Genomic DNA, 18573 nt, shown 5'->3' with positions numbered 1-18573 from the left:
GAGGCGCAACGTGACGACATGCGCGGCGTGCTACGCTCGGCTCCATGGACGAGGCCCGCTTCGCCGCCCTGATCCGAAAGCACCTGCCCTTCTACCTCGCCCTCGCCGACGGGCGGCGCATCCCCTCGACCCCCGCCCAACGCCAGTTCGTCGCCGCCGCGCGCGGCGAAACGCCACCCCGCACCGAACATGAACGCGCCTTCGCCCTCTGGCGCCGACGCGCGACCCGGGTCACGCGCGCGCTCGACGCCGAGGCCGCCCGCGCAAGCCTCATTCCTGACGCGCGCCGCCGCGCAGCCGCACGCCTCAGCCTGAAACCGACCCCGCGTCCGCGGAAACCGTGAGCGCGGCGCGCGCCGCCTTCGCCATCACGCCCGGCAACCCGGCGGTCAGCACTTCGCCGCGCGCCACCGTCTCGCCGCCCGCCGGCAATGCGGCGACCCGGCCGGCCCACACCACGAGGTCGAGCGCGAAATGCGTGAACACGTGCCGCACTTTGCCCGCCGGCACCCAGGCGGCCGGTGCGGGGGCGTGTCCCGCCGCCTCGGCTTCGCTCCACGCCTCCTCGCGCCACGGCGTGCCCGGCAGCTCCAGCATCCCGCCCAGCAATCCGCGCGCCGGACGCCGTTGCAACAAGACGCGCCCTGCCGCGTCCTCGAGCCAGAACGCCACGCCGTGCCGCTGCGGGCGCTCGGGCTTCGGCGCCTTGCGCGGCAGCGACTCCGCCAGCCCCGCTGCCGCCCCGGCACACATGCCCCGCCAGGGGCAAAGCGCACAGGCCGGCCGGCGCGGCGTGCACAGGGTCGCGCCGAGATCGAACAGCGCCTGCGCGAAATCCCCCGGCCGCGCCCGCGCCGCCGCCTGCGCCCCGACCTCGCGCGCGAGCGTCGCGACCCGCCCCTTCGCCCCCGGCAGCGGCGCCTCGACGGCGAACACGCGCGCCATCACCCGCTCGACATTGCCGTCCACCGGCACGGCAGGACGCCCGAAGGCGATCGCCGCCACCGCCGCCGCCGTGTAGGCCCCCACGCCCGGAAGCTCGGCCAGCCCCGCCTCGTCCTGCGGAAACCCACCGCGCGCCGCCACCGCCTTCGCCGCCGCGTGCAGGTTGCGCGCCCGCGCGTAGTAGCCGAGCCCGGCCCATTCTTGCGCGACCGCCTCCCAGGGTGCGGCCGCCAGCGCCTCGACCGTCGGGAACCGCGCCAGGAACCGGGCGAAACGCGGCCCGACCGCCGCCACCGTGGTCTGTTGCAGCATTACCTCGGACAGCCACACGGCATACGGATCGGCCGGTTCGCCCGGACGCGCGCGCCAGGGCAGATCCCGCCGGTGCCGATCGTACCAGGCGAGCAGGAGCGCGGCGTCGGGCGTGCTAGGGTGCATGCGAAGGGACGGTGGCCGTGACAACGCAGGACGACAAGCGGGACGATGTTCGCCTGGCGGTGGGCCCGGTCCCGGTCGCGCGGCTGCTCGCGAAGGTGGCACGCCCGCTCGCCGGCCGGGTCCAGGCCGCGACCGCCCGCCTGGCACTCGACTGGCCGCAGGTGGTCGGGCCCGCGCTGGCCGCCGTCACCGCGCCCGAGCGCCTGTCCGGCGGCAAGGGCGCCCGCGTGCTGACCATCCGCGCCGCCGGACCCGTGGCGCTGGAGCTTCAGCACCTCGCCCCGCAGCTCATCGAGCGCATCAACGCCCATCTCGGGCCGGGCGCTGTGGCGCGGCTCAGGTTCATCCAGTCCGCCCCCGGCTTCGCCGAGACCCAGGTACAGGCCCCGCTGCCGCCCCGCCGCGCCCCCGATTCGCAAGCCCTCGCGCGCATGGAGGCTGCCCTTGCCGAGGTCCCCGAAGGTCCGCTGCGCGAGGCCATGGCGCGGCTCGGCCGGGCGATCGCCGGACGCTGAGCTCTCGCGCCGACGTGACGCGCGCGCTCGCCCGGTTCTGCCCCAGTCTCAACCCTCGACGCCGTCCCCTGGCGGACGGTATAACCACCACATCTTGCGGAGATCGCCGTGTTCGACCGTCGCAACCTACTAGGCTTTGTGGCTGCAACCGCCACCGTCACGGCGCTGCCAGCGCGCGCCCAGACCCTGCCGCCGATCGAGGCCATGCTGGCCGAGCGCGCGCTCGGTCGGGCGGACGCGCCGGTCACCGTGATCGAGTATTTCTCGCTGACCTGCGTCCACTGCGCGGCCTTCCACCGCGAGACACTGCCGCGGGTGAAGTCCGACCTGATCGATAGCGGCAAGGTCCGGCTGGTGCAGAACGACTTCCCACTCGACCAGCCCGGGCTGCTCGGCTCCATGATCGCGCGCGCCCTGCCGCCCGACCGCCATGCCGCGTTCATCGACATGCTGTTCCGCACCCAGGCGCAATGGGCACGCCAGGGCTTCGTGGACGAGATCGCCAAGATCGCCGCGCTGGCCGGCATGAGCCGCGAGACCTTCGATGCGGCCATGCGCAACGAGGCGCTCCAGCGCGGGGTGCTGGAGATCCGCCTGCGCGGCGAACAGCAGCACCAGGTGAATGCCACCCCCACCTTCATCTTCAACAACCGCGTGCCCGGCGTCTCCGGCGCGATCCCGTTCGATCGGTTCGCGCGCGAGGCCGGCGTGTCCGCCTGATCCGGCAGAGGAGCGCCACCCCCCTTGGCCCTTCGCTTCGCGCGTCTGCGTCTCTCCGGCTTCAAGAGCTTTGTCGATCCGACCACGGTCGAGATCCTGCCGGGGCTGACCGGCATCGTCGGCCCGAACGGCTGCGGCAAGTCGAACATCGTCGAGGCGGTGCGCTGGGCCATGGGCGAGACCTCCGCCAAGTCGTTGCGCGGCGGCGAGATGGAGGACGTGATCTTCGCTGGCACTGCGGCCCGGCCGCCGCGCAGCTACGCCGAGGTCATGCTGTCGCTCGAGGCCCCGCCCGGCGAGGCGCCTTCCGCCCTCGCCACCGAGGCGCCGGACGATGCGCCGCTGGAACTCGAGGTCAGCCGGAAGATCGAGCGCGGCCAGGGCTCGACCTACCGGGTGAACGGCAAGGAGTGGCGCGCGCGCGACGTCCAGCTCCTGTTCGCCGACAGCGCCACCGGCGCGCGCTCCACCGCCATGGTCAGCCAGGGCAAGGTCTCGGCGATCGTCAACGCGCGGCCCGAGGACCGCCGCGCGCTGCTGGAGGAGGCCGCCGGCATCACGGGGCTGCACGCGCGTCGCCACGAGGCCGAGCTGAAGCTCCGCGCGGCCGAGCAGAACCTCGCCCGCGCCGATGACGTGCTCGGCACGCTGGATGTGCAGCTCCAGACGCTGAAGAAGCAGGCGCGCCAGGCGACCCGGTACCGCAACATCGCCACCCAGCTGCGCGAGACCGAGGAGATGCTCTACGCCGCGCGGCTCGCCCGGGCCGCCGGAGCCGAGGCCGAGGCCGAGGCCGCGCTGCGCGAGGCCGAGCGCGCGGTCGCCGAACTGACGGAAGCCTCGGCCGCCGCCGCCGGGCGCGCCGCCGAGACCGAGGCCGCGCTGCCGCCGCTCCGCGAGGCGGATGCCGAGGCGCGCACCGCGGTCGAGCGCGCGCGCGCCGAGGCCGCTCGGATCGAGGCCGAGGAGAAGGCCGCCAAGGGCGCGCTCGCCGCGGCCGAGCAGCGCCTCGCCCAGATCGCGACCGACCTCGCCCATGCGGGCAAGCTCGCCGCCGATGCGCAGGGCGCGGAGTCGCGGCTCGCGGAGGAGGATGCCCGGCTCGCCCCCGAGGAGGCCGAGGCCCCCGCGCGCATCACCGCGGCCGAGCAGGCGGCCGGCGAGGCGCATGCCCGCGTCGCCGCGCTGGAGACGGCCGCCCAGGCCGCAACCGAGCACGCTGCGGCGATCGCCGCCAAGGCCCAGGCGCTCGCCGGGCAGATCCGCGCTGCCGAGCAGGCGCTGCTGCGGCTCGCCGATCAGCGCGCCCGGCTCGGCCGCGAGCGGGCCAACTTGGAACAGCAGATGGTCGAGGCGTCGGCACTCGACCACGCCGGTGCCGCGCTCGCCGAGGCCGAGCGCCTCCTCGCCGCCGCGCGCGCCGAGGTCGAGGCCGCCGAGTCGGCCCGCGCCGCCGCCCATGCCGCCGCCGCCGAGGCTGCGCGCGCCGCCCAGGCGGCCGACGCCGACCGCACCCGCCTCGCCGCCGAGGTCGCCGCCCTGCGCGAGGTGCTGGCGGTGCGCGAGGACGATCTCTGGCCGCCGCTGGTCGATGCGGTGACCGTGCCCGAGGGCTTGGAGACCGCGCTCGGCGCGGCCCTGGGCGAGGCGCTGGAGGCGCCGGCGGATGCCGCCGCGCCGCGCCACTGGCGCGCCCTGCCGCCGATCGTGCCTGCCCAGCCGCTGCCTTTGGGTTGCACCCCGCTCGCTTCGCTGGTCGAGGCGCCGGCGGCGCTCGCGCGCGCGCTCTCGCAGGTCGGGCTGGTCGAGGACACCGCCACCGGCGAGCGCTTGGCCCCCGCGCTGCGGCCGGGCCAGATCCTGGTCAGCCGCGACGGCGCCACCTGGCGCTGGGACGGCTACGCCGTGAAGGCGGGCACGCCGACCGCGGCCGCGGCGCGGCTCGCGCAGCGCAACCGGCTCGCGGCCCTGCGCGGTCGGCTCGCCGACGCGGAGTTCGCCGCCTCCGCCGCGCGCCAGGCGCACGAGCAGGCGGCCGCCGAGGAGGCGCGCGCGGTCGCCCGCGAGCAGACCGCGCGCAGCACCCGCCGCGACGCCGAGCGTCGGGTCGAAACCGCGCGCAACGAACTCGCGAGCCTGACGAACCGCGCCACCGCCGCCTCCTCGCGCCTTGCGGCGCTCACGCCGCAGGAGGAGCGCGTCGCCGCCGAGACCGCCGAGGCCGAGGCGACCCTCGCCGCGCATCGCGAGGCTCAGGCGACGCTGCCGCCGCTCGCCGAGGCCGAGGCCGCGCGGGCGGAGGCGCGGGCCGCGCTCTCCGACGCGCGCCGCATCGAATCGGAGGCGCGCGCGGCCCTGGAAGTGGCGCGCCGCGAGGCCGCGGCGCTCGCCGCGCGCCGCCGTGCGATCGCCGAGGAGCGCGCCGCCTGGGCCGAACGCGCCGCTGAGGCCGGGGCACGCGAGGCGGAGCTCGTCGCGCGGCGCGCCGATGCCGAGGCCGAGCGCGCCGCGCTCGCCGACCGGCCGGCGCAGCTCGCCGCGCAGCGCGCCTCCGCCTTCGAGTCGCTGTCCGCGGCCGAGTCGGCCCGTCGCGCCACCGCCGACGCGCTCGCCAACGCCGAGCGCGAGGCGGCGCTGGCCGCCCGCGCCGCCCGCGAGGCCGAGACCGCGCTCATCGCCCGCCGCGAGTCGCTGGTGCGCGCCGAGGAGGGCGTGAAGCAGGCGCGCATCGCCGCCCTCGATCTCGCGCACCAGGTGATCGAGCGGCTGAACATCCAGGCCGAGGCGCTGATCGCCAAGGCCGCCGTCGCCGCACCCCACGAGGAGGCCGAGGAGGCGGCGGCCAAGAAACTCGAACGGCTGACGCGCGAGCGCGACGGCATGGGTCCGGTGAACCTCGCCGCCGAGCACGAGATGGGCGAGGTCGAGGCGCGCATCGCCACTTTGAACACCGAGCGCGAGGACCTGATCGGCGCGATCGCCAAGCTGCGCGGCGCGATCGCGGCGCTGAACCGCGAGGGCCGCGAGCGCCTGACCGCGCGCTTCGCCGAGGTGGACCGGCACTTCCAGGAGCTGTTCACGCGGCTGTTCGGCGGCGGCACGGCGCATCTGAAGCTGGTGGACAGCGACGATCCGCTGGAAGCGGGGCTGGAGATCATGGCCCAGCCGCCCGGCAAGAAGCTCACCACGCTGTCGCTGCTGTCGGGCGGCGAGCAGGCGCTGACGGCGCTCAGCCTGATCTTCGCCGTGTTCATGACCAACCCGGCCCCGATCTGCGTGCTGGACGAGGTGGATGCGCCGCTCGACGATGCGAATGTGGATCGTTTCTGCAACATGCTGGACGAGATCGCGCGCGCGACCCAGACGCGGTTCCTGATCGTCACGCACCACCGGCTGACCATGGCCCGGATGGACCGGCTCTATGGCGTGACCATGCCGGAGCGCGGCGTCTCCAAGCTGGTTTCGGTCGATCTCCAGGCGGCCGAGGCGATGGTGCCGACGGCGGTCGCGGCGGAGTAGCCGAGGCGCGCCGCTGCACTGCGGCGCGCTTCCTTGACACCCCGGTAACCCCCCGCTAGGTAGCCCGCGCCTTCCGGGCGGGGAACCGCATGTCGGAGGAGCGACTGTTGGAGGATCCCTCCCGCCCTGACCGTGATGCCTCGTTCGAGGAGCGGCTTCGGGCGGCCCGCGCCAAGGCCGGCCTTGACCGGACGGAGGCGGCGGGCAAGGGAACCCCGAGCCCCTGGGGCCTCGGCGTCCGTGCCGGGCTGGAGGTGGCCTCGGCGCTGGCGGTCGGGGTGGGGTTCGGCCTCGCCCTCGACTGGTGGCTCTCCACACGGCCGCTCTTCATGGTCGTCGGCCTGTTCCTGGGAGGTGCGGCCGGGGTGATGAACGTGTACCGCCTGATGCTCGGGCGGCGCGGGCCCGGGCCGGACCGCACACGGGGGAGCTGATGGCTGCCGAAGGCAAGACGATGGACGCGCTGAGCCAGTTCGAGCTCACCCCGATCGTCGCCGGATTCTCCAACTCGAACCTCTACATGCTGATCGCCGGCGTCGCGATCTCGGCGCTGATGCTGATCGGCATGCAGCCGCGCGCGCGCGTGCCGGGCCGCCTCCAGAGCCTGGCCGAGGTCTCCTACGAGTTCATCTACGGGCTGGTGCGCGACCAGATCGGACACGAGGGCAAGAAGTTCTTCCCGTTCGTGTTCACCCTCTTCATGTTCATCTTGTTCGGCAACATGCTCGGCATGCTGCCCTACGCCTTCACCTTCACCAGCCACATCGCCGTCACCTTCACGCTGGCACTTGTGGTGTTCGTCCTGGTGACCGCGGTCGCGCTCGCGATCCACGGGCTGCACTTCTTCAGCTACTTCTTCCCCGAGGGCGCACCCAAGGCGCTCGCACCGCTGATCATCCCGATCGAGATCATCTCCTATCTCTCGCGCGTGGTGAGCCTGTCGGTGCGGCTGTTCGCCAACATGGTCGCCGGGCACGTGATGCTGAAGGTGTTCGCGACCTTCGTGGTGATGATGGGCAGCGCCGGCGTGCTCGGCCTCCTCGGCGCACTCGCCCCGCTCGCGATCAATGTCGCGCTCGTCGGCTTCGAATTCCTGGTGGCCTTCCTCCAGGCCTATGTGTTCGCCGTGCTCACCTGCATCTACCTGCACGACGCGGTGCATCTGCACTGAGCGCGGCCCGCCTCGCCTGACCCTCAACCCTCAACGCAAAGGATACGAACGATGGAAGTTGCAGCCGCGAAGGCCCTCGGTGCCGGTCTGGCCGTGATCGCGCTCGCCGGTGTGGGCGTGGGCATCGGCAACATCTTCTCCTCGATGGTCGCCTCGGTGGCCCGCAACCCCGCCTCGCGCGACGCGGTGTTCCCCATCGGCATTCTCGGCTTCGCGCTGACGGAAGCGGTGGCGCTGTTCGCGCTGCTGATCGCGTTCCTCATCCTGTTCACCTGAGGCCGGGCGGGACACGTCCCGCGTCCTGACCGTCCGGGGACCGATCGATGCCGCAGCTCGACTTCGCCAATCCGCTCCTGCTGACCCAGGTGTTCTGGCTCCTGGTAATTTTCGGGGCACTCTACGTGCTCGTCTCGCAGGTGGCGCTGCCGCCGGTGGCGCGCATGCTGGAGGAGCGGGCGACGGCGATCGCGGCCGATCTGGAGCGGGCGCGCGCGCTCAAGGCCGAGGCGGATGCCGCTATGGCCGAGGCCGAGCGCGAGCAGGCCAGGGCGCGCGCCGAGGCCCAGGCGCAGATCCGCGCCACCCTCGATGCGGCCAAGGCCGAGGCCGCCAAGGCCGAGGCCGAGCTGTCGACGCGGCTCGCGGCCGAGCTCGACGCGGCCGAGCAGCGCATCGCCGAGGCGCGTGCGCGCGCGATGGCGGCGATCGAGCAGGTGGCGGTCGAGGCCGCGACCGCGGCGACGGGGCGGCTGATCGGCGTCGCCCCCGACGCGGCTGCGGCGCGCGCGGCGGTCGGGGCCGTGCTGGCCGCACGCCAGGGCTGAGGAGCGCATCATGTCCGATCCCAAGCTCTGGGTCGCGATCTCGTTCTTCATCTTCCTGGCGATCGCCTGGAAGCCGCTGATCGGCCGCATCCTCGCTGCCCTCGACGCAAGGGGCGAGCGCATCCGCGCGGAGATCGAGGAGGCGGCGAAACTGCGCGCGGAGGCCGAGGCGATGCTGCGCGAGGCCAAGGCCAGGCGCGCGGCCGCCGCGGCCGAGGCCGAGGCCGTGCTCGCGCATGCACGCGAGGAGGCCAAGCATGTCGCCGCCGAGATGCAGGCCGAGCTTGCCGCGTCGCTGAAGCGGCGCGAGCGCATGGCGATGGACCGGATCGCCGCCGCCGAGGCCGAGGCGGCGGCGGCGGTGCGCGCGGTCGCGGCCGATGTCGCGGTTGCGGCGACGCGCAAGCTGATCGCCGACACCATGTCCGGTGCCGGTCACGCCGCGCTGATCGACAAGTCGATCGCCGACCTGCCGCAGCGCCTGCACTGACGCCGCGGCATCAGCCGACGCCGTCCGTGCCCGCGCCGCAGACGATCGCCGCCATGCGCTCGCCCGGCGCCGGCCGGTAGGCGCCTGCGAGCAGCGCGGCCACGGCGGCCGCACCCGAGAGGTCGGCGGCAATGCCGATCTCGCTCCACAGCAGCCGTGACGTCACCTCCATATCGGCATCCTCGATCAGCACCACGCGCTCCAGCCGTTCGCGCAGCAGGGCGAAATTGCGCTCGTCCGTGCGGCCGGCGGCGAGGGTGGGCACCTTGGTCGTGATCGCGGGCAACGTCACGACCTCGCCGGCGGCGAGGCTCGCGTGCAGCGTCGGTGCGCCGGTCGGTTCGACGCCAATGATGCGGATGTCGGGCTTCAGCGCCTTGGCCGCGACCGCCACACCGCTGGCGAGCCCGCCACCGCCGATCGCGACCAGGATCGTGTCGAGCGCCGGATCGTCGGCGAGCATCTCCAGCGCCAGCGTGCCCTGGCCGGCCGCCACTGCGGGATCGGCGAAGGGGTGGACGTAGGTCGCGCCCGACTGCTCCGCATGCGCAAGCGCGGCGCGGTTGGCCTCGTCCCAGACCGCGCCGACCAATTCGAGCCGCGCGCCGTACTCGCGGATGCGTTCGGCCTTCGCGGGGTGCACCGAGCGAGGGACGAATACCGTCGCCGCAACGCCCGCCGCGCGCGCCGCATAGGCGACGGCGATGCCGTGATTGCCGCCCGAGGCGGTCACCAGCCCGGCGCGCCGGCCGGCGTCATCAAGCAGGGTGAGCCGGCTGAACGCGCCCCGCGCCTTGAAGCTGCCCGACACCTGGAGCGTGTCGAGCTTGAGCAGGATCTCCCCGTCGGCCGCGATCCTCCGGTGCATGGGCGCTGCGGCGAACAGCGGCGTGCGGCGCACGAAGGGGGCGATGCGGCGCGCGGCCGCCTGGACGTCGTCGAGCGTGATCATGGGCCTCTGGTAGAGCCGAACCGCCGGCACACCAAGGGGGCGGCTGACGCGGCGCGCGCGCCCCGCTACGCTGCCTCGCAAAATACGGGGGGTCTTCACGGATGAGCATCCACGTCGCGCTGACGCACCGGACGTCGTACCGCTATGACCGCCTCGTCTCGCTCGGTCCGCAGACGATCCGGCTGCGCCCTGCCCCGCATTGCCGCACGCCGATCCTGGCCTATTCGCTCAAGGTCGAGCCAAAGCCGCACTTCCTGAATTGGGTGCAGGACCCGCAGGGCAATTTCCTCGCCCGCGTGGTGTTCCCCGAACGCGTGGGCCATTTCGACATCACGGTCGATCTCGTCGCCGACATGGCGACCATCAACCCGTTCGACTTCTTCCTCGAACCCGACGCCGAACATGTCCCGTTCGCCTACGATCCGATCCTGGATCAGGAGCTGGCGCCGTTCCGCAAGCTGCTGCCCGCCGGGCCGTTGCTCTCGGCGTTCCTCGCCGAGCTCCCGCGCGAGCGCCGCCGCACCGTCGATTTCCTGGTGGACATCAACCGGACGCTCGCGAGCCGGATCGCCTACATCGTGCGGATGGAGCCGGGCGTCTGGTCGCCCGAGGAGACGCTGGCGAACGCGAAGGGCTCGTGCCGCGACACCGGCTGGCTGCTGGTGCAGGCGCTGCGCCATCTCGGCTTCGCCGCACGGTTCTGCTCGGGCTACCTCATCCAGCTCGTCGCCGACGAGAAGCCGCTGGAGGGGCCCGAGGGGCCGTCCGCCGACTTCACCGACCTGCACGCCTGGTGCGAGGTGTATCTGCCCGGCGCCGGCTGGGTCGGGCTCGACCCGACCTCGGGTCTGTTCGCCGGCGAGGGCCATATTCCGCTCGCTGCCACGCCCGATCCGGTCTCCGCCGCGCCGGTCACCGGCCTGGTGGAGAAGGCCGAAACCGAGTTCGGCTTCGAGATGGGCGTCCGCCGCGTCGCCGAGACCCCGCGCGTCACCAAGCCCTACACCGAGGCGCAGTGGTCGGCGATCGCGGACGCGGGCGCGCGGGTCGATACGGTCCTGAACGAACAGGCGGTGCGGCTCACCATGGGCGGCGAGCCGACCTTCGTCTCGGCCACGGATCGCGACAGCGCGGAGTGGACCACGGATGCGCTCGGCCCCAGCAAGCGCGCCATGGCCGGGCGGCTCCTGCGCCGGCTGCATCGGCTCTGGGCACCGGGTGGGGCGCTGCAATACGCGCAGGGCAAGTGGTATCCGGGCGAGCAGTTGCCGCGCTGGGCGCTCTACGCGCACTGGCGCACCGACGGCGAGCCGGTGTGGCGCGACCCTGCGCTGCTCGCCTCGGACGATGACCGCGACAGCGCCACCGCCGCCGTCGCGCGTCGCTTCACCGAGCGGCTCGCGGAACGGCTCCAGGTGGATCCGGACTGCGCGATCTCCGCGCATGAAGACATCCACTACTATCTCTGGCGCGAGAACCGTCTGCCCGCAAACGTCGTCGCCGAGGACGCAAAGCTGAAGGACCCGCTGGAACGGGCGCGCATGGCGCGGGTGTTCGGCCAGGGGCTCGCGGCGGAGATCGGCACGGTGCTGCCGCTCCGCCGGATCGGCACGGGGGCGGATCGGCGCTGGCAAACCGGCAGGTGGTTCCTCCGCTCCGGGCCGATGTTCCTGATTCCGGGCGACTCGCCGATCGGCTTCCGCCTGCCGCTCGAGAGCCTCCCCTGGGCGTCCGACGCGGCCATCGACCTGGAGCCGGTGGTCGATCCCTTCGCGGCCGGCACCGTGCTGCCGCCGCGCGGCGAGCTCGGCCGGCCGGGCGAGGCGATCGCGCAGCGCGTAATCGAACAGCGCCTGCCGGTGGTCGGCCAGGAGGAGCCGGATGTCGTGCGCACCGCGCTCTGCGTCGAGCCGCGCGGCGGCATGATCCATGTGTTCCTCCCGCCGCTCACGCGCGCGGAGGACTGGCTCGACCTCGTCGCCGCGATCGAGGACACGGCCGCGGAACTCGGCCGGCAGGTGTTTCTTGAGGGCTATCTCCCGCCCTGGCACCCCGTGCTGACGCATTTCTCGGTCACGCCCGATCCGGGGGTGATCGAGGTGAACGTCCATCCGGCGCAGTCGTGGAGCGAGCTCTCCGAGCGCACCGCACAGCTCTACGCCGAGGCGCGCGCGGTCGGGCTCGCGGCCGAGAAGTTCGACATCGATGGCCGCCACATCGGCACCGGCGGCGGCAACCATGTGGTGGTCGGCGGCGTGACACCCGCCGATTCGCCGTTCCTGCGCCGGCCCGACCTGCTGCGCTCGCTGGTCGGGTTCTGGCACAACCACCCGGCGCTCTCGTACCTGTTCTCCGGGCAGTTCATCGGCCCGACCAGCCAGCATCCGCGCGTGGACGAGGCGCGATCGGACACGCTCTACGAGCTGGAGATCGCGTTCTCGAAGGTGAAGCCGGATGGCGAGACGCCGCCCTGGCTCACCGACCGGCTGTTCCGCAACCTGCTGATCGACGTCACCGGCAACACCCACCGCACCGAGTTCTGCATCGACAAGCTGTTCGATCCGGGCTCGTCCGGCGGGCGACGCGGCCTCATCGAGTTCCGCGGCTTCGAGATGCCGCCGCACTGGCGCATGAGCCTGGTGCAGCAATTGCTGCTGCGGGCCGCGATCGCCGGGTTCTGGCAGACGCCCTACGAGCGACGGCTGATCCGCTGGGGCACGCGGCTGCACGACGACTTCATGCTGCCCCACTTCGTCGAGCAGGATTTCCGCGATGTGCTGGAGGAGATCGCCGAGCACGGTTTCGCGCTGGATCCGGCCTGGTTCGCCCCGCATGTCGAGTTCCGTTTCCCGACCATCGGGTCGATCGCGGTGCGCGGCATGGAGGTGGAGCTCCGCCGCGCGCTCGAGCCCTGGCACGTGCTGGGCGAGGAGGCCTATACCGGCGGCACGGTCCGTTACGTGGACAGTTCGGTCGAGCGGGTGCAGGCGAAGGTCTCGGGCTGGGTGGAGGAGCGATTCGTGCTCGCCTGCAACGGTGTCGCGGTGCCGTTGCAGCCCACGGGAACCGAAGGCGAGTACGTCGCCGGCGTGCGCTTCAAGGCGTGGGCGCCGCCCTCGGCGCTGCATCCGACGATCGGCGCGCAGGTGCCGCTGGTGTTCGACGTGTACGATACGTGGACGGGCCGGTCGCTCGGCGGGTGCAGCTATCACGTCGCGCATCCGGGCGGGCGCGCGTATGAGACCTTCCCGGTGAATGCGAACGAGGCCGAGGCGCGCCGGCGCAGCCGGTTTTTCGCGCACGGACACACGCCGGGGCCGATGGCGCCGCCGCGCCGTGGCGTGAGCCGCGAGTACCCGCGGACGCTCGATCTGAGGCGGTTCTCGTAAGGGTGGGGGGACCACGCTGGTCCCCCCACACCCCCCTGCACCTGGGCGCGCCTCCCGATGGTCGGCGCGCGCGGCCCCCCGGCTGTCACATCCGTTCCACCAGCTCCACCCGCGCCCCGTCCGGCGCCTTGACGAAGGCGATCCGAACGCCGGGCCGCGGCGATGACGGCGGCGCCTCCAGCGCGATCCCCTTCGCCGCCAGATCCGAGACCACCGCGTCGAGGTCGTCCACCGCGAGCCCCAGATGCTCCAGCCCGCGATACGGCGCGGTGGGGACGCCCGGTGTGCCCTCCGGAACGGACTCGACGAACAGCGCCAGCCCATCCAGATCGAGCATGATCCGAACACCGGCGGGTACGGACTGCCGGCCGGTCTCGCGCGCAGCGAAGGCGCGCCGATAGAACGCTGCCGCCGCCTCCGCGTCCGTGCTCCTGATGTGCAGATGATCGATCCGGATTCCCGTCACGCCGCCCGCTCCTCCGCTGTTCCGAGCCGTTGCACCAGCGCGGCGCCGAACGCCCGTGTGCCGAGCGCGCCGCCGAGATCGGCCGTGCGCGTCGCCGGACTCGCGAGCAGCGCGTCCACCGCAGCCTCGATCGCACCGGCAGCGGCGGCGAATTCCACACGTCCGCGCCGCCGGCCGATCCAGTCGAGCAGCATGGCCGAGGACAGCACCAGCGAACAGGGGTTGGCCTTGTCCTGTCCGGCGATGTCGGGCGCCGACCCATGCCCAGCATTGGCTGCCGCATGCCGGTCGCCCGCGTTCAGCGCCGCCGACAGGCCGAGCCCGCCGCTCATCTCCGCGGTCAGGTTCGAAAGGATGTCGCCGAACATGTTGGTCGTCAGCACGATGTCGAACCGGTCCGGGTGGCGATAGAGGGCGGCCGCCATCGCGTCCACGGTGACGCTCTCCAGCATGACGTCCGGGAACCCGGCCGCCGCCGCCTCGACCTCGCGCACGAACAGCCCGTCCGTGAGCTGAAGCACATGCTTCTTCTGCACAACCGTCACGCGGCGGCGACGCGCGCGCGCCATCTCGAAGGCGACGCGCGCGATCCGGCGCGAGGCGTGCGCCGTGATCCTACGCACCGACAGTGCGACCTCCTCGGTCGGCATGAACTCGGCGATGCCGGCGAACATGTTGCGATCGGCATAGAACCCCTCGGTGTTCTCGCGCACGATCACGAGGTTCATCGGCGCCGGCGGCTGCGGCAGGCCGGCACGGCTGCGCGCGGGGCGGATATTGGCGTAGAGATCGAGCCGCTTGCGCAGCGTGCCGGGCACGCTGACCCCGCCCTCCTCGCGCGGGGGATAGGAGGTCATCTCGGCCGGGCCCAGCACCACCCCGTCCGCCGCCTCGGCCGCCGCGATCACCGCATCCGGCAGGGTAGAGCCATGAACGGCGTGGGCCGCAAGCCCGACCTCCATGCGGGTCAGGCGCAATCCGAGACCGAAGCGCCGATCCACCGCGCGCAGCACGGCCTCGACCACCGGGGTGATCTCGGGGCCGATCCCGTCGCCCGGCAGGACGAGAATCTCGATCGGGTCGGGCATGCGGCGTCTCCTGACAGGTGCGTCGAGGACGATAGTCGTATAAAGTCACGAAATGCAATCTGGCTTGACCTTGTTGGGCTCCTCCCGGCTCGCCCAGCGGCTGGCCGAGCGGATCCTCGCCGATCTGCGCGACGCGGGCGCGCAGCCGGGCGCGCATCTTGCGGAACAACCACTGGCCGATCGGCTGAAGGTGTCACGCTCGCCCGTGCGCGAGGCGCTGACGCTGCTCGCCGGCGCCGGCGTGGTCGAACGGCGGCCGAACCGCGGATTCTTCCTCGCCTGCGACGCATCCGCGCTGCCCGAGGCCGCGCCCGCCAGCGCGGCGCCGGAGCCGGACGAGGCGCTCTATCAGCGCCTGGTCGAGGATCGCCTTGCCGGGGCCCTTCCCGACCGTGTCAGCGAGCGCGCGCTGGCGCGTCGCTATGCGGTCGCCCGCGGCAGGCTCCTCACCCTGCTCAAGCGGGCGGAGGCCGAGGGCTGGGCCGAGCGCCTGCCGGGCCGCGGCTGGGGCTTCCCGCCGGTGATCGACTCGCCCGAGGCCTACGAGGCCGGCTACCGCTACCGGCTGATCATCGAGCCCGCCGCGATGCTCGAGCCTGGGTTCCGCCCCGACCCGGCCGTGTTCCGACGGCTGCGTGCCGAACAGGAGGCGCTGCTCGGCGGCGGGGCGCGGATGCTCTCGCGCGCCGAACTCTTCGCCGTCACCTCGGGCTTCCACGAGGGGCTGATCGCCCTGTCGGGCAACCCGCTGCTGCTTGACGGGCTCAGGCGCGTGAACCGTCTGCGCCGCCTGGTCGAGTACCGCCTCTACGCCGATGTCGAGCGCCTCGCGCGCATGGCGGCCGACCATCTGCGCATCCTCGACCTGATCGAGCAGGACGAGCGCGAGGCGGCGGCCGCGCTGATGCGCACCCATCTTCGGCGGTCGCGGGATGCGCGACGGGGCGCGATCGGCCAGCACGCTACGGGCAACGCCTCCAGATAGGATTGTATTTTGAGCTTGCATAAATCTCTCTTCCGCCCGACGCTGGAGGCTAACAACCGGCCGCCGCGCCCGCCGCGCCCGCCGCGCCCCGTCGAGGGAGGACCGTCATGACCCCAACCCGCATCCCCCGCCGAGCGCTGCTGGGCGCCGCGCCGGCGCTCGCGCTCGCGCTCGCTCCCGCCGCACGGGCCGAGACCTGGCCCTCGCGGCCGATCCGCCTGGTCGTGCCGTATCCGCCCGGCGGCGGGTCAGACACCATGGCGCGCATCATCTACCCGCGCGTCGCCGAGCGGCTGGGCCAACCGATCGTGATCGACAACCGCGGCGGCGCCACCGGCACGATCGGCGAGGCCGCGGTGGTCCAGGCGCCGGCCGATGGCTACACCGTGCTGCACGATGCCGCGGCGATCGGGGTGAACCCGGCGCTGTTCCGCTCGCTCCCCTTCGACGTGGACCGCGACTTCACCCCCGTCACGCTCGTCGTGACCTTCCCCAACCTCCTGCTCGCCCATCCGGACGTCCCGGTGCGGACTGTCGCCGACGTGATCGCGATGGCGAAGGCCAAGCCCGGCGGGGTGGACTGGGCTTCGTCCGGCAACGGCTCCAACCAGCATCTCTCGATGGTGCTGTTCGCGCGCGCCGCCGGAATCACGGTGAACCACATCCCCTATCGTGGCGGCGGCCCCGCGATCGCCGACGTGATCGCCGGCAATGTGCCGTTCGTGTTCGGCGCGGCCTCGGGCCAGACCGGGCACGTGCTGGCCGGGCGGGTGCGCGCGATCGGCCATACCGGCGCGGGACGGCTCGCGGCCCTGCCCGACGTGCCGCCGATCGCCGACACCCTGCCCGGGTTCGAGGCGCTGGACTGGCAGGGCGTGTTCGTCCGCTCCGGCACGCCGCGGCCGATCGTCGAGCGGCTCTCGGCCGAGATCGGCGCGGTGCTCCGCGAGCCGGCGATCCGCGAGCGCATGCTGTCCTTCGCCGCCGAGCCGCGGCCGATGACACCGGACGAGTTCGCCGCGTTCTTCGCCGCCGAGCGGCGCAAATGGACGAGTCTGATCCGCGAGGCGAACATCACCCTGGAGTAGCACCCACGCCGAGGCGCGGCGGATCGGGAGACGCGCGCTGCCTGGCCGGTGTCAGACGGCTCTCGCGGCGCGCGCGATCGCCTCGATAACCGCCGCGTCCGCTGCGAGCGACGTGGTCAGTGCAACCAGCACGGTCATGTGCCCGGCATCGGCGCGCAGCAGGACTGCTGCCTCTGCGCCGCCGGCGCGGATCGCTTCGGCAAGACGCTGCGTGTTGCGCACCGTCACCAGCGTGTCCCCCCTGGGCCGCGACCGGCGTGATCGGTGGCGCGCCCCAGGCGCGGCGCGCGGCCAGCGCCACCGGCCGATACGCATCCGGCGGGTCGGCCGCGGCGAAGATCGCGTCGTAAGGCGAGCTCCGCAGCGGCTCGACGCCCGTCACCCCGGCGATCGAGCGCGAGCGTGAGCGCGAGGTGACCGCCGGCCGAGTGGCCCGCGAGTGCGATGCGTTCGGGATCGACGCCGATCCGCGCCGCGTTGGCGCGCACCCACGCCACTGCCGCCGCGCCGTCCTCCGGATAGGCGGGCCACGCGGCCTCGGGGAACAGCCGATAGTGCGGCAGCACGGTGACGAGCCCGCGCCGCGTCAGAGTGCCGGCGACGAACCGATACGATGCGCGCGAGCCCGACGACCAGCCGCCGCCGTACCAGAACACCACGGCGGGTGCGGCGGTGGCGCCCGGCGGGGCGAACACGTCGAGGCGCTGGCGCGGATGGGGCCCGAAGGCCGCGTCGGCCACCAGCGGCTCCGGCGGTGCGGCCGAGAGCGCGTTCAGCGCGGCGAGCCCGCCATCGGCGAGGCTCGCGCCGCATCCCGGCGCGGCGAGCAGCGTCGCAGCGGAGGCGCGGGGCAGCGTGTGGCGGGACGGCATCGCGTCCGCATCGCCGTTGGTGCCGCGCCGGTCAATGCACGTCCGCGCGTGCAGCCCGCACCAACCTATCGGCGAACTCCGAGCGACCTCGGCGCGCACGGTCACGGCAAAGCCGGAGTGTGCTACCCCCAGAGTTCAGCCGCGGGCGGGTAGACGAGGCTCCCCTCGTAGCGGAGCCCCGGGGCGCGGTCGGCGGCCATCAGCAGCGGTCCGTCGATATCGACGAAGTCCACGCCCTGCGCGACCAGATGCGCCGGCGCCATCGACAGGCTGGTCGCCAGCATGCAGCCGACCATGACGCGGAACCCCATCCGTTCCGCCGCCGCCTTCAGACGCAGCGCCTCAGTGAACCCCCCGGTCTTGTCGAGCTTGATGTTTACCACCTGGTAGAGGCCGACCAGACGATCGAGCGTCGCCGTGTCGTGGCAGGACTCGTCGGCGCCGAGCGGCAGCGGGAACGACTTCTCCCGCAGCACCTCGTCCTTGTCCGCGTGCAGCGGCTGCTCCAGCATCTCGACGCGGAGCTCCGCCAGGATCGGCGCGATCCGCTCGGCCTCCTCAAGCGTCAGCGCCTCGTTGGCATCGACGATGATGCGTGCCTCGGGCGCGTTCGCGCGCACGGCTCCGACGCGCTCGGCATCGGCGCCGTCGCCGGTGAGCTTGAGCTTCAAGAGCGGGCGATCAGCCGCCGCCTTCGCCGCCTCGCCCATCGCCTCCGGCGTATCGACGGAGAGGGTGTAGGCCGTGATCAGCGGCTTCGGCGCATCGAGCCCGGCGAGTTCCCACACCCGCTTGCCCGCCTGCTTCGCCTCCAGATCCCAGAGTGCACAGTCGATCGCGTTGCGCGCAGCCCCGGGCTTCATCGCGCGCTGCAACCCCTCGCGCCCGAGGCCGCCGGCGATCGACGGTCCCATCGCCGCGATCGCCGCCGCCACATCCTCGACCGTCTCGCCGTAGCGCGCATAGGGCGTGCACTCACCCTGGCCGATGATGCCGTCCTGCTCGATCTCGCAGACCAGCACGCGCGCCTCGGTGCGCGCACCGCGGCTGATGCGGAACGACCCCTTGAGGGGGTAGATCTCCTCGCGGACCGAGAGCTTCGCGACCATCG

At 73.1% G+C, this 18573-nt stretch carries 19 protein-coding genes; 12 read left to right on the top strand and 7 right to left on the bottom strand.

What is annotated here, in order from left to right; translation table 11 throughout:
- The first annotated feature begins 44 nt into the window (after nucleotides 1-44).
- The gene (locus F563_RS21575) at nucleotides 45-344 is read left to right on the top strand and encodes a MaoP family protein (RefSeq protein WP_019013471.1); all 300 of its coding nucleotides are present in this window, start codon (nucleotides 45-47) and stop codon (nucleotides 342-344) included.
- On the opposite strand, the gene F563_RS0104590 is transcribed toward F563_RS21575, so the two are convergent.
- Nucleotides 307-1383, bottom strand: coding sequence for an A/G-specific adenine glycosylase (locus F563_RS0104590; RefSeq protein WP_019013470.1), 1077 nt, complete (start codon nucleotides 1381-1383; stop codon nucleotides 307-309). The two genes, F563_RS21575 and F563_RS0104590, sit on opposite strands and share 38 nt — an antisense overlap.
- 17 nt (nucleotides 1384-1400) lie before the next feature.
- Here F563_RS0104590 and F563_RS21570 point away from each other — a divergent pair, with 17 nt between their 5' ends.
- The 8 genes from F563_RS21570 to F563_RS0104550 all read left to right on the top strand — a co-directional run bounded on the left by F563_RS21570 (nucleotide 1401) and on the right by F563_RS0104550 (nucleotide 8622).
- Nucleotides 1401-1898, top strand: a complete 498-nt coding sequence (locus F563_RS21570) for a DUF721 domain-containing protein (protein WP_051089324.1) — start codon at nucleotides 1401-1403, stop codon at nucleotides 1896-1898.
- Nucleotides 1899-2036: 138 nt separating this feature from the next.
- Entirely contained in the window at nucleotides 2037-2618 is a 582-nt protein-coding gene (locus F563_RS0104580) for a thioredoxin domain-containing protein (protein ID WP_019013468.1), read from the top strand.
- Between the two features lie 24 nt (nucleotides 2619-2642).
- On the top strand, nucleotides 2643-6137 hold the full coding sequence (smc, locus tag F563_RS0104575) for a chromosome segregation protein SMC (protein WP_019013467.1): 3495 nt from the start codon (nucleotides 2643-2645) through the stop codon (nucleotides 6135-6137).
- A 107-nt stretch (nucleotides 6138-6244) separates the two neighbouring features.
- Nucleotides 6245-6571 (top strand): AtpZ/AtpI family protein, encoded by a 327-nt coding sequence (locus F563_RS0104570; protein WP_035574744.1) that lies wholly within the window; start codon nucleotides 6245-6247, stop codon nucleotides 6569-6571.
- Nucleotides 6571-7308 carry a F0F1 ATP synthase subunit A gene (locus F563_RS0104565; RefSeq protein WP_019013465.1) on the top strand — a complete coding sequence of 246 codons (738 nt, stop codon included), beginning with the start codon at nucleotides 6571-6573 and terminating at the stop codon, nucleotides 7306-7308. Before F563_RS0104570 ends, F563_RS0104565 begins: the two co-directional genes overlap by 1 nt.
- A gap of 51 nt (nucleotides 7309-7359) precedes the next feature.
- Entirely contained in the window at nucleotides 7360-7584 is a 225-nt protein-coding gene (locus tag F563_RS0104560; RefSeq protein ID WP_019013464.1) for an ATP synthase subunit C family protein, read from the top strand.
- Nucleotides 7585-7631: 47 nt separating this feature from the next.
- A complete protein-coding gene (locus F563_RS21565; protein ID WP_019013463.1) occupies nucleotides 7632-8132 on the top strand; it encodes a F0F1 ATP synthase subunit B family protein in 501 nt (166 codons plus the stop codon).
- Between the two features lie 10 nt (nucleotides 8133-8142).
- The gene (locus F563_RS0104550; RefSeq protein ID WP_019013462.1) at nucleotides 8143-8622 is read left to right on the top strand and encodes a F0F1 ATP synthase subunit B; all 480 of its coding nucleotides are present in this window, start codon (nucleotides 8143-8145) and stop codon (nucleotides 8620-8622) included.
- Between the two features lie 10 nt (nucleotides 8623-8632).
- Here the strand turns inward: F563_RS0104550 and F563_RS0104545 are convergent, their stop codons facing one another.
- Nucleotides 8633-9574, bottom strand: a complete 942-nt coding sequence (locus tag F563_RS0104545; protein WP_019013461.1) for a threonine ammonia-lyase — start codon at nucleotides 9572-9574, stop codon at nucleotides 8633-8635.
- 101 nt (nucleotides 9575-9675) lie between these two features.
- Here F563_RS0104545 and F563_RS0104540 point away from each other — a divergent pair, with 101 nt between their 5' ends.
- Nucleotides 9676-12963, top strand: coding sequence for a transglutaminase family protein (locus F563_RS0104540; RefSeq protein ID WP_019013460.1), 3288 nt, complete (start codon nucleotides 9676-9678; stop codon nucleotides 12961-12963).
- A gap of 85 nt (nucleotides 12964-13048) precedes the next feature.
- On the opposite strand, the gene F563_RS0104535 is transcribed toward F563_RS0104540, so the two are convergent.
- Nucleotides 13049-13429, bottom strand: a complete 381-nt coding sequence (locus F563_RS0104535; RefSeq protein WP_019013459.1) for a VOC family protein — start codon at nucleotides 13427-13429, stop codon at nucleotides 13049-13051.
- The gene (locus F563_RS0104530; RefSeq protein WP_019013458.1) at nucleotides 13426-14517 is read right to left on the bottom strand and encodes an isocitrate/isopropylmalate dehydrogenase family protein; all 1092 of its coding nucleotides are present in this window, start codon (nucleotides 14515-14517) and stop codon (nucleotides 13426-13428) included. The genes F563_RS0104535 and F563_RS0104530 overlap by 4 nt, the downstream gene beginning before the upstream one ends.
- Before the next feature lie 64 nt (nucleotides 14518-14581).
- Between F563_RS0104530 and F563_RS0104525 the strand changes: the two genes are divergently transcribed.
- Both F563_RS0104525 and F563_RS0104520 read left to right on the top strand, forming a co-directional pair.
- Nucleotides 14582-15502, top strand: coding sequence for a GntR family transcriptional regulator (locus F563_RS0104525; RefSeq protein ID WP_026299331.1), 921 nt, complete (start codon nucleotides 14582-14584; stop codon nucleotides 15500-15502).
- A 107-nt stretch (nucleotides 15503-15609) separates the two neighbouring features.
- Entirely contained in the window at nucleotides 15610-16590 is a 981-nt protein-coding gene (locus F563_RS0104520; RefSeq protein WP_019013456.1) for a tripartite tricarboxylate transporter substrate binding protein, read from the top strand.
- Between the two features lie 51 nt (nucleotides 16591-16641).
- Here the strand turns inward: F563_RS0104520 and F563_RS24685 are convergent, their stop codons facing one another.
- The 3 genes from F563_RS24685 to dgcA all read right to left on the bottom strand — a co-directional run bounded on the left by F563_RS24685 (nucleotide 16642) and on the right by dgcA (nucleotide 18571).
- Complete coding sequence (locus F563_RS24685; RefSeq protein ID WP_019013455.1) at nucleotides 16642-16818, bottom strand: hypothetical protein; 177 nt, start codon at nucleotides 16816-16818, stop codon at nucleotides 16642-16644.
- Entirely contained in the window at nucleotides 16815-17462 is a 648-nt protein-coding gene (locus tag F563_RS23780; RefSeq protein ID WP_051089323.1) for an alpha/beta hydrolase, read from the bottom strand. Before F563_RS23780 ends, F563_RS24685 begins: the two co-directional genes overlap by 4 nt.
- A gap of 122 nt (nucleotides 17463-17584) precedes the next feature.
- Nucleotides 17585-18571 (bottom strand): N-acetyl-D-Glu racemase DgcA, encoded by a 987-nt coding sequence (dgcA, locus tag F563_RS0104510; RefSeq protein ID WP_026299330.1) that lies wholly within the window; start codon nucleotides 18569-18571, stop codon nucleotides 17585-17587.
- Between the last annotated feature and the right edge of the window lie 2 nt (nucleotides 18572-18573).

It is taken from the genome of Elioraea tepidiphila DSM 17972 (genome assembly GCF_000378465.1).
GTDB lineage: Bacteria > Pseudomonadota > Alphaproteobacteria > Acetobacterales > Acetobacteraceae > Elioraea > Elioraea tepidiphila.
The sequence above is the reverse complement of the archived record's forward strand: the minus strand, read 5'-3'. Positions and strand labels throughout refer to the sequence as shown.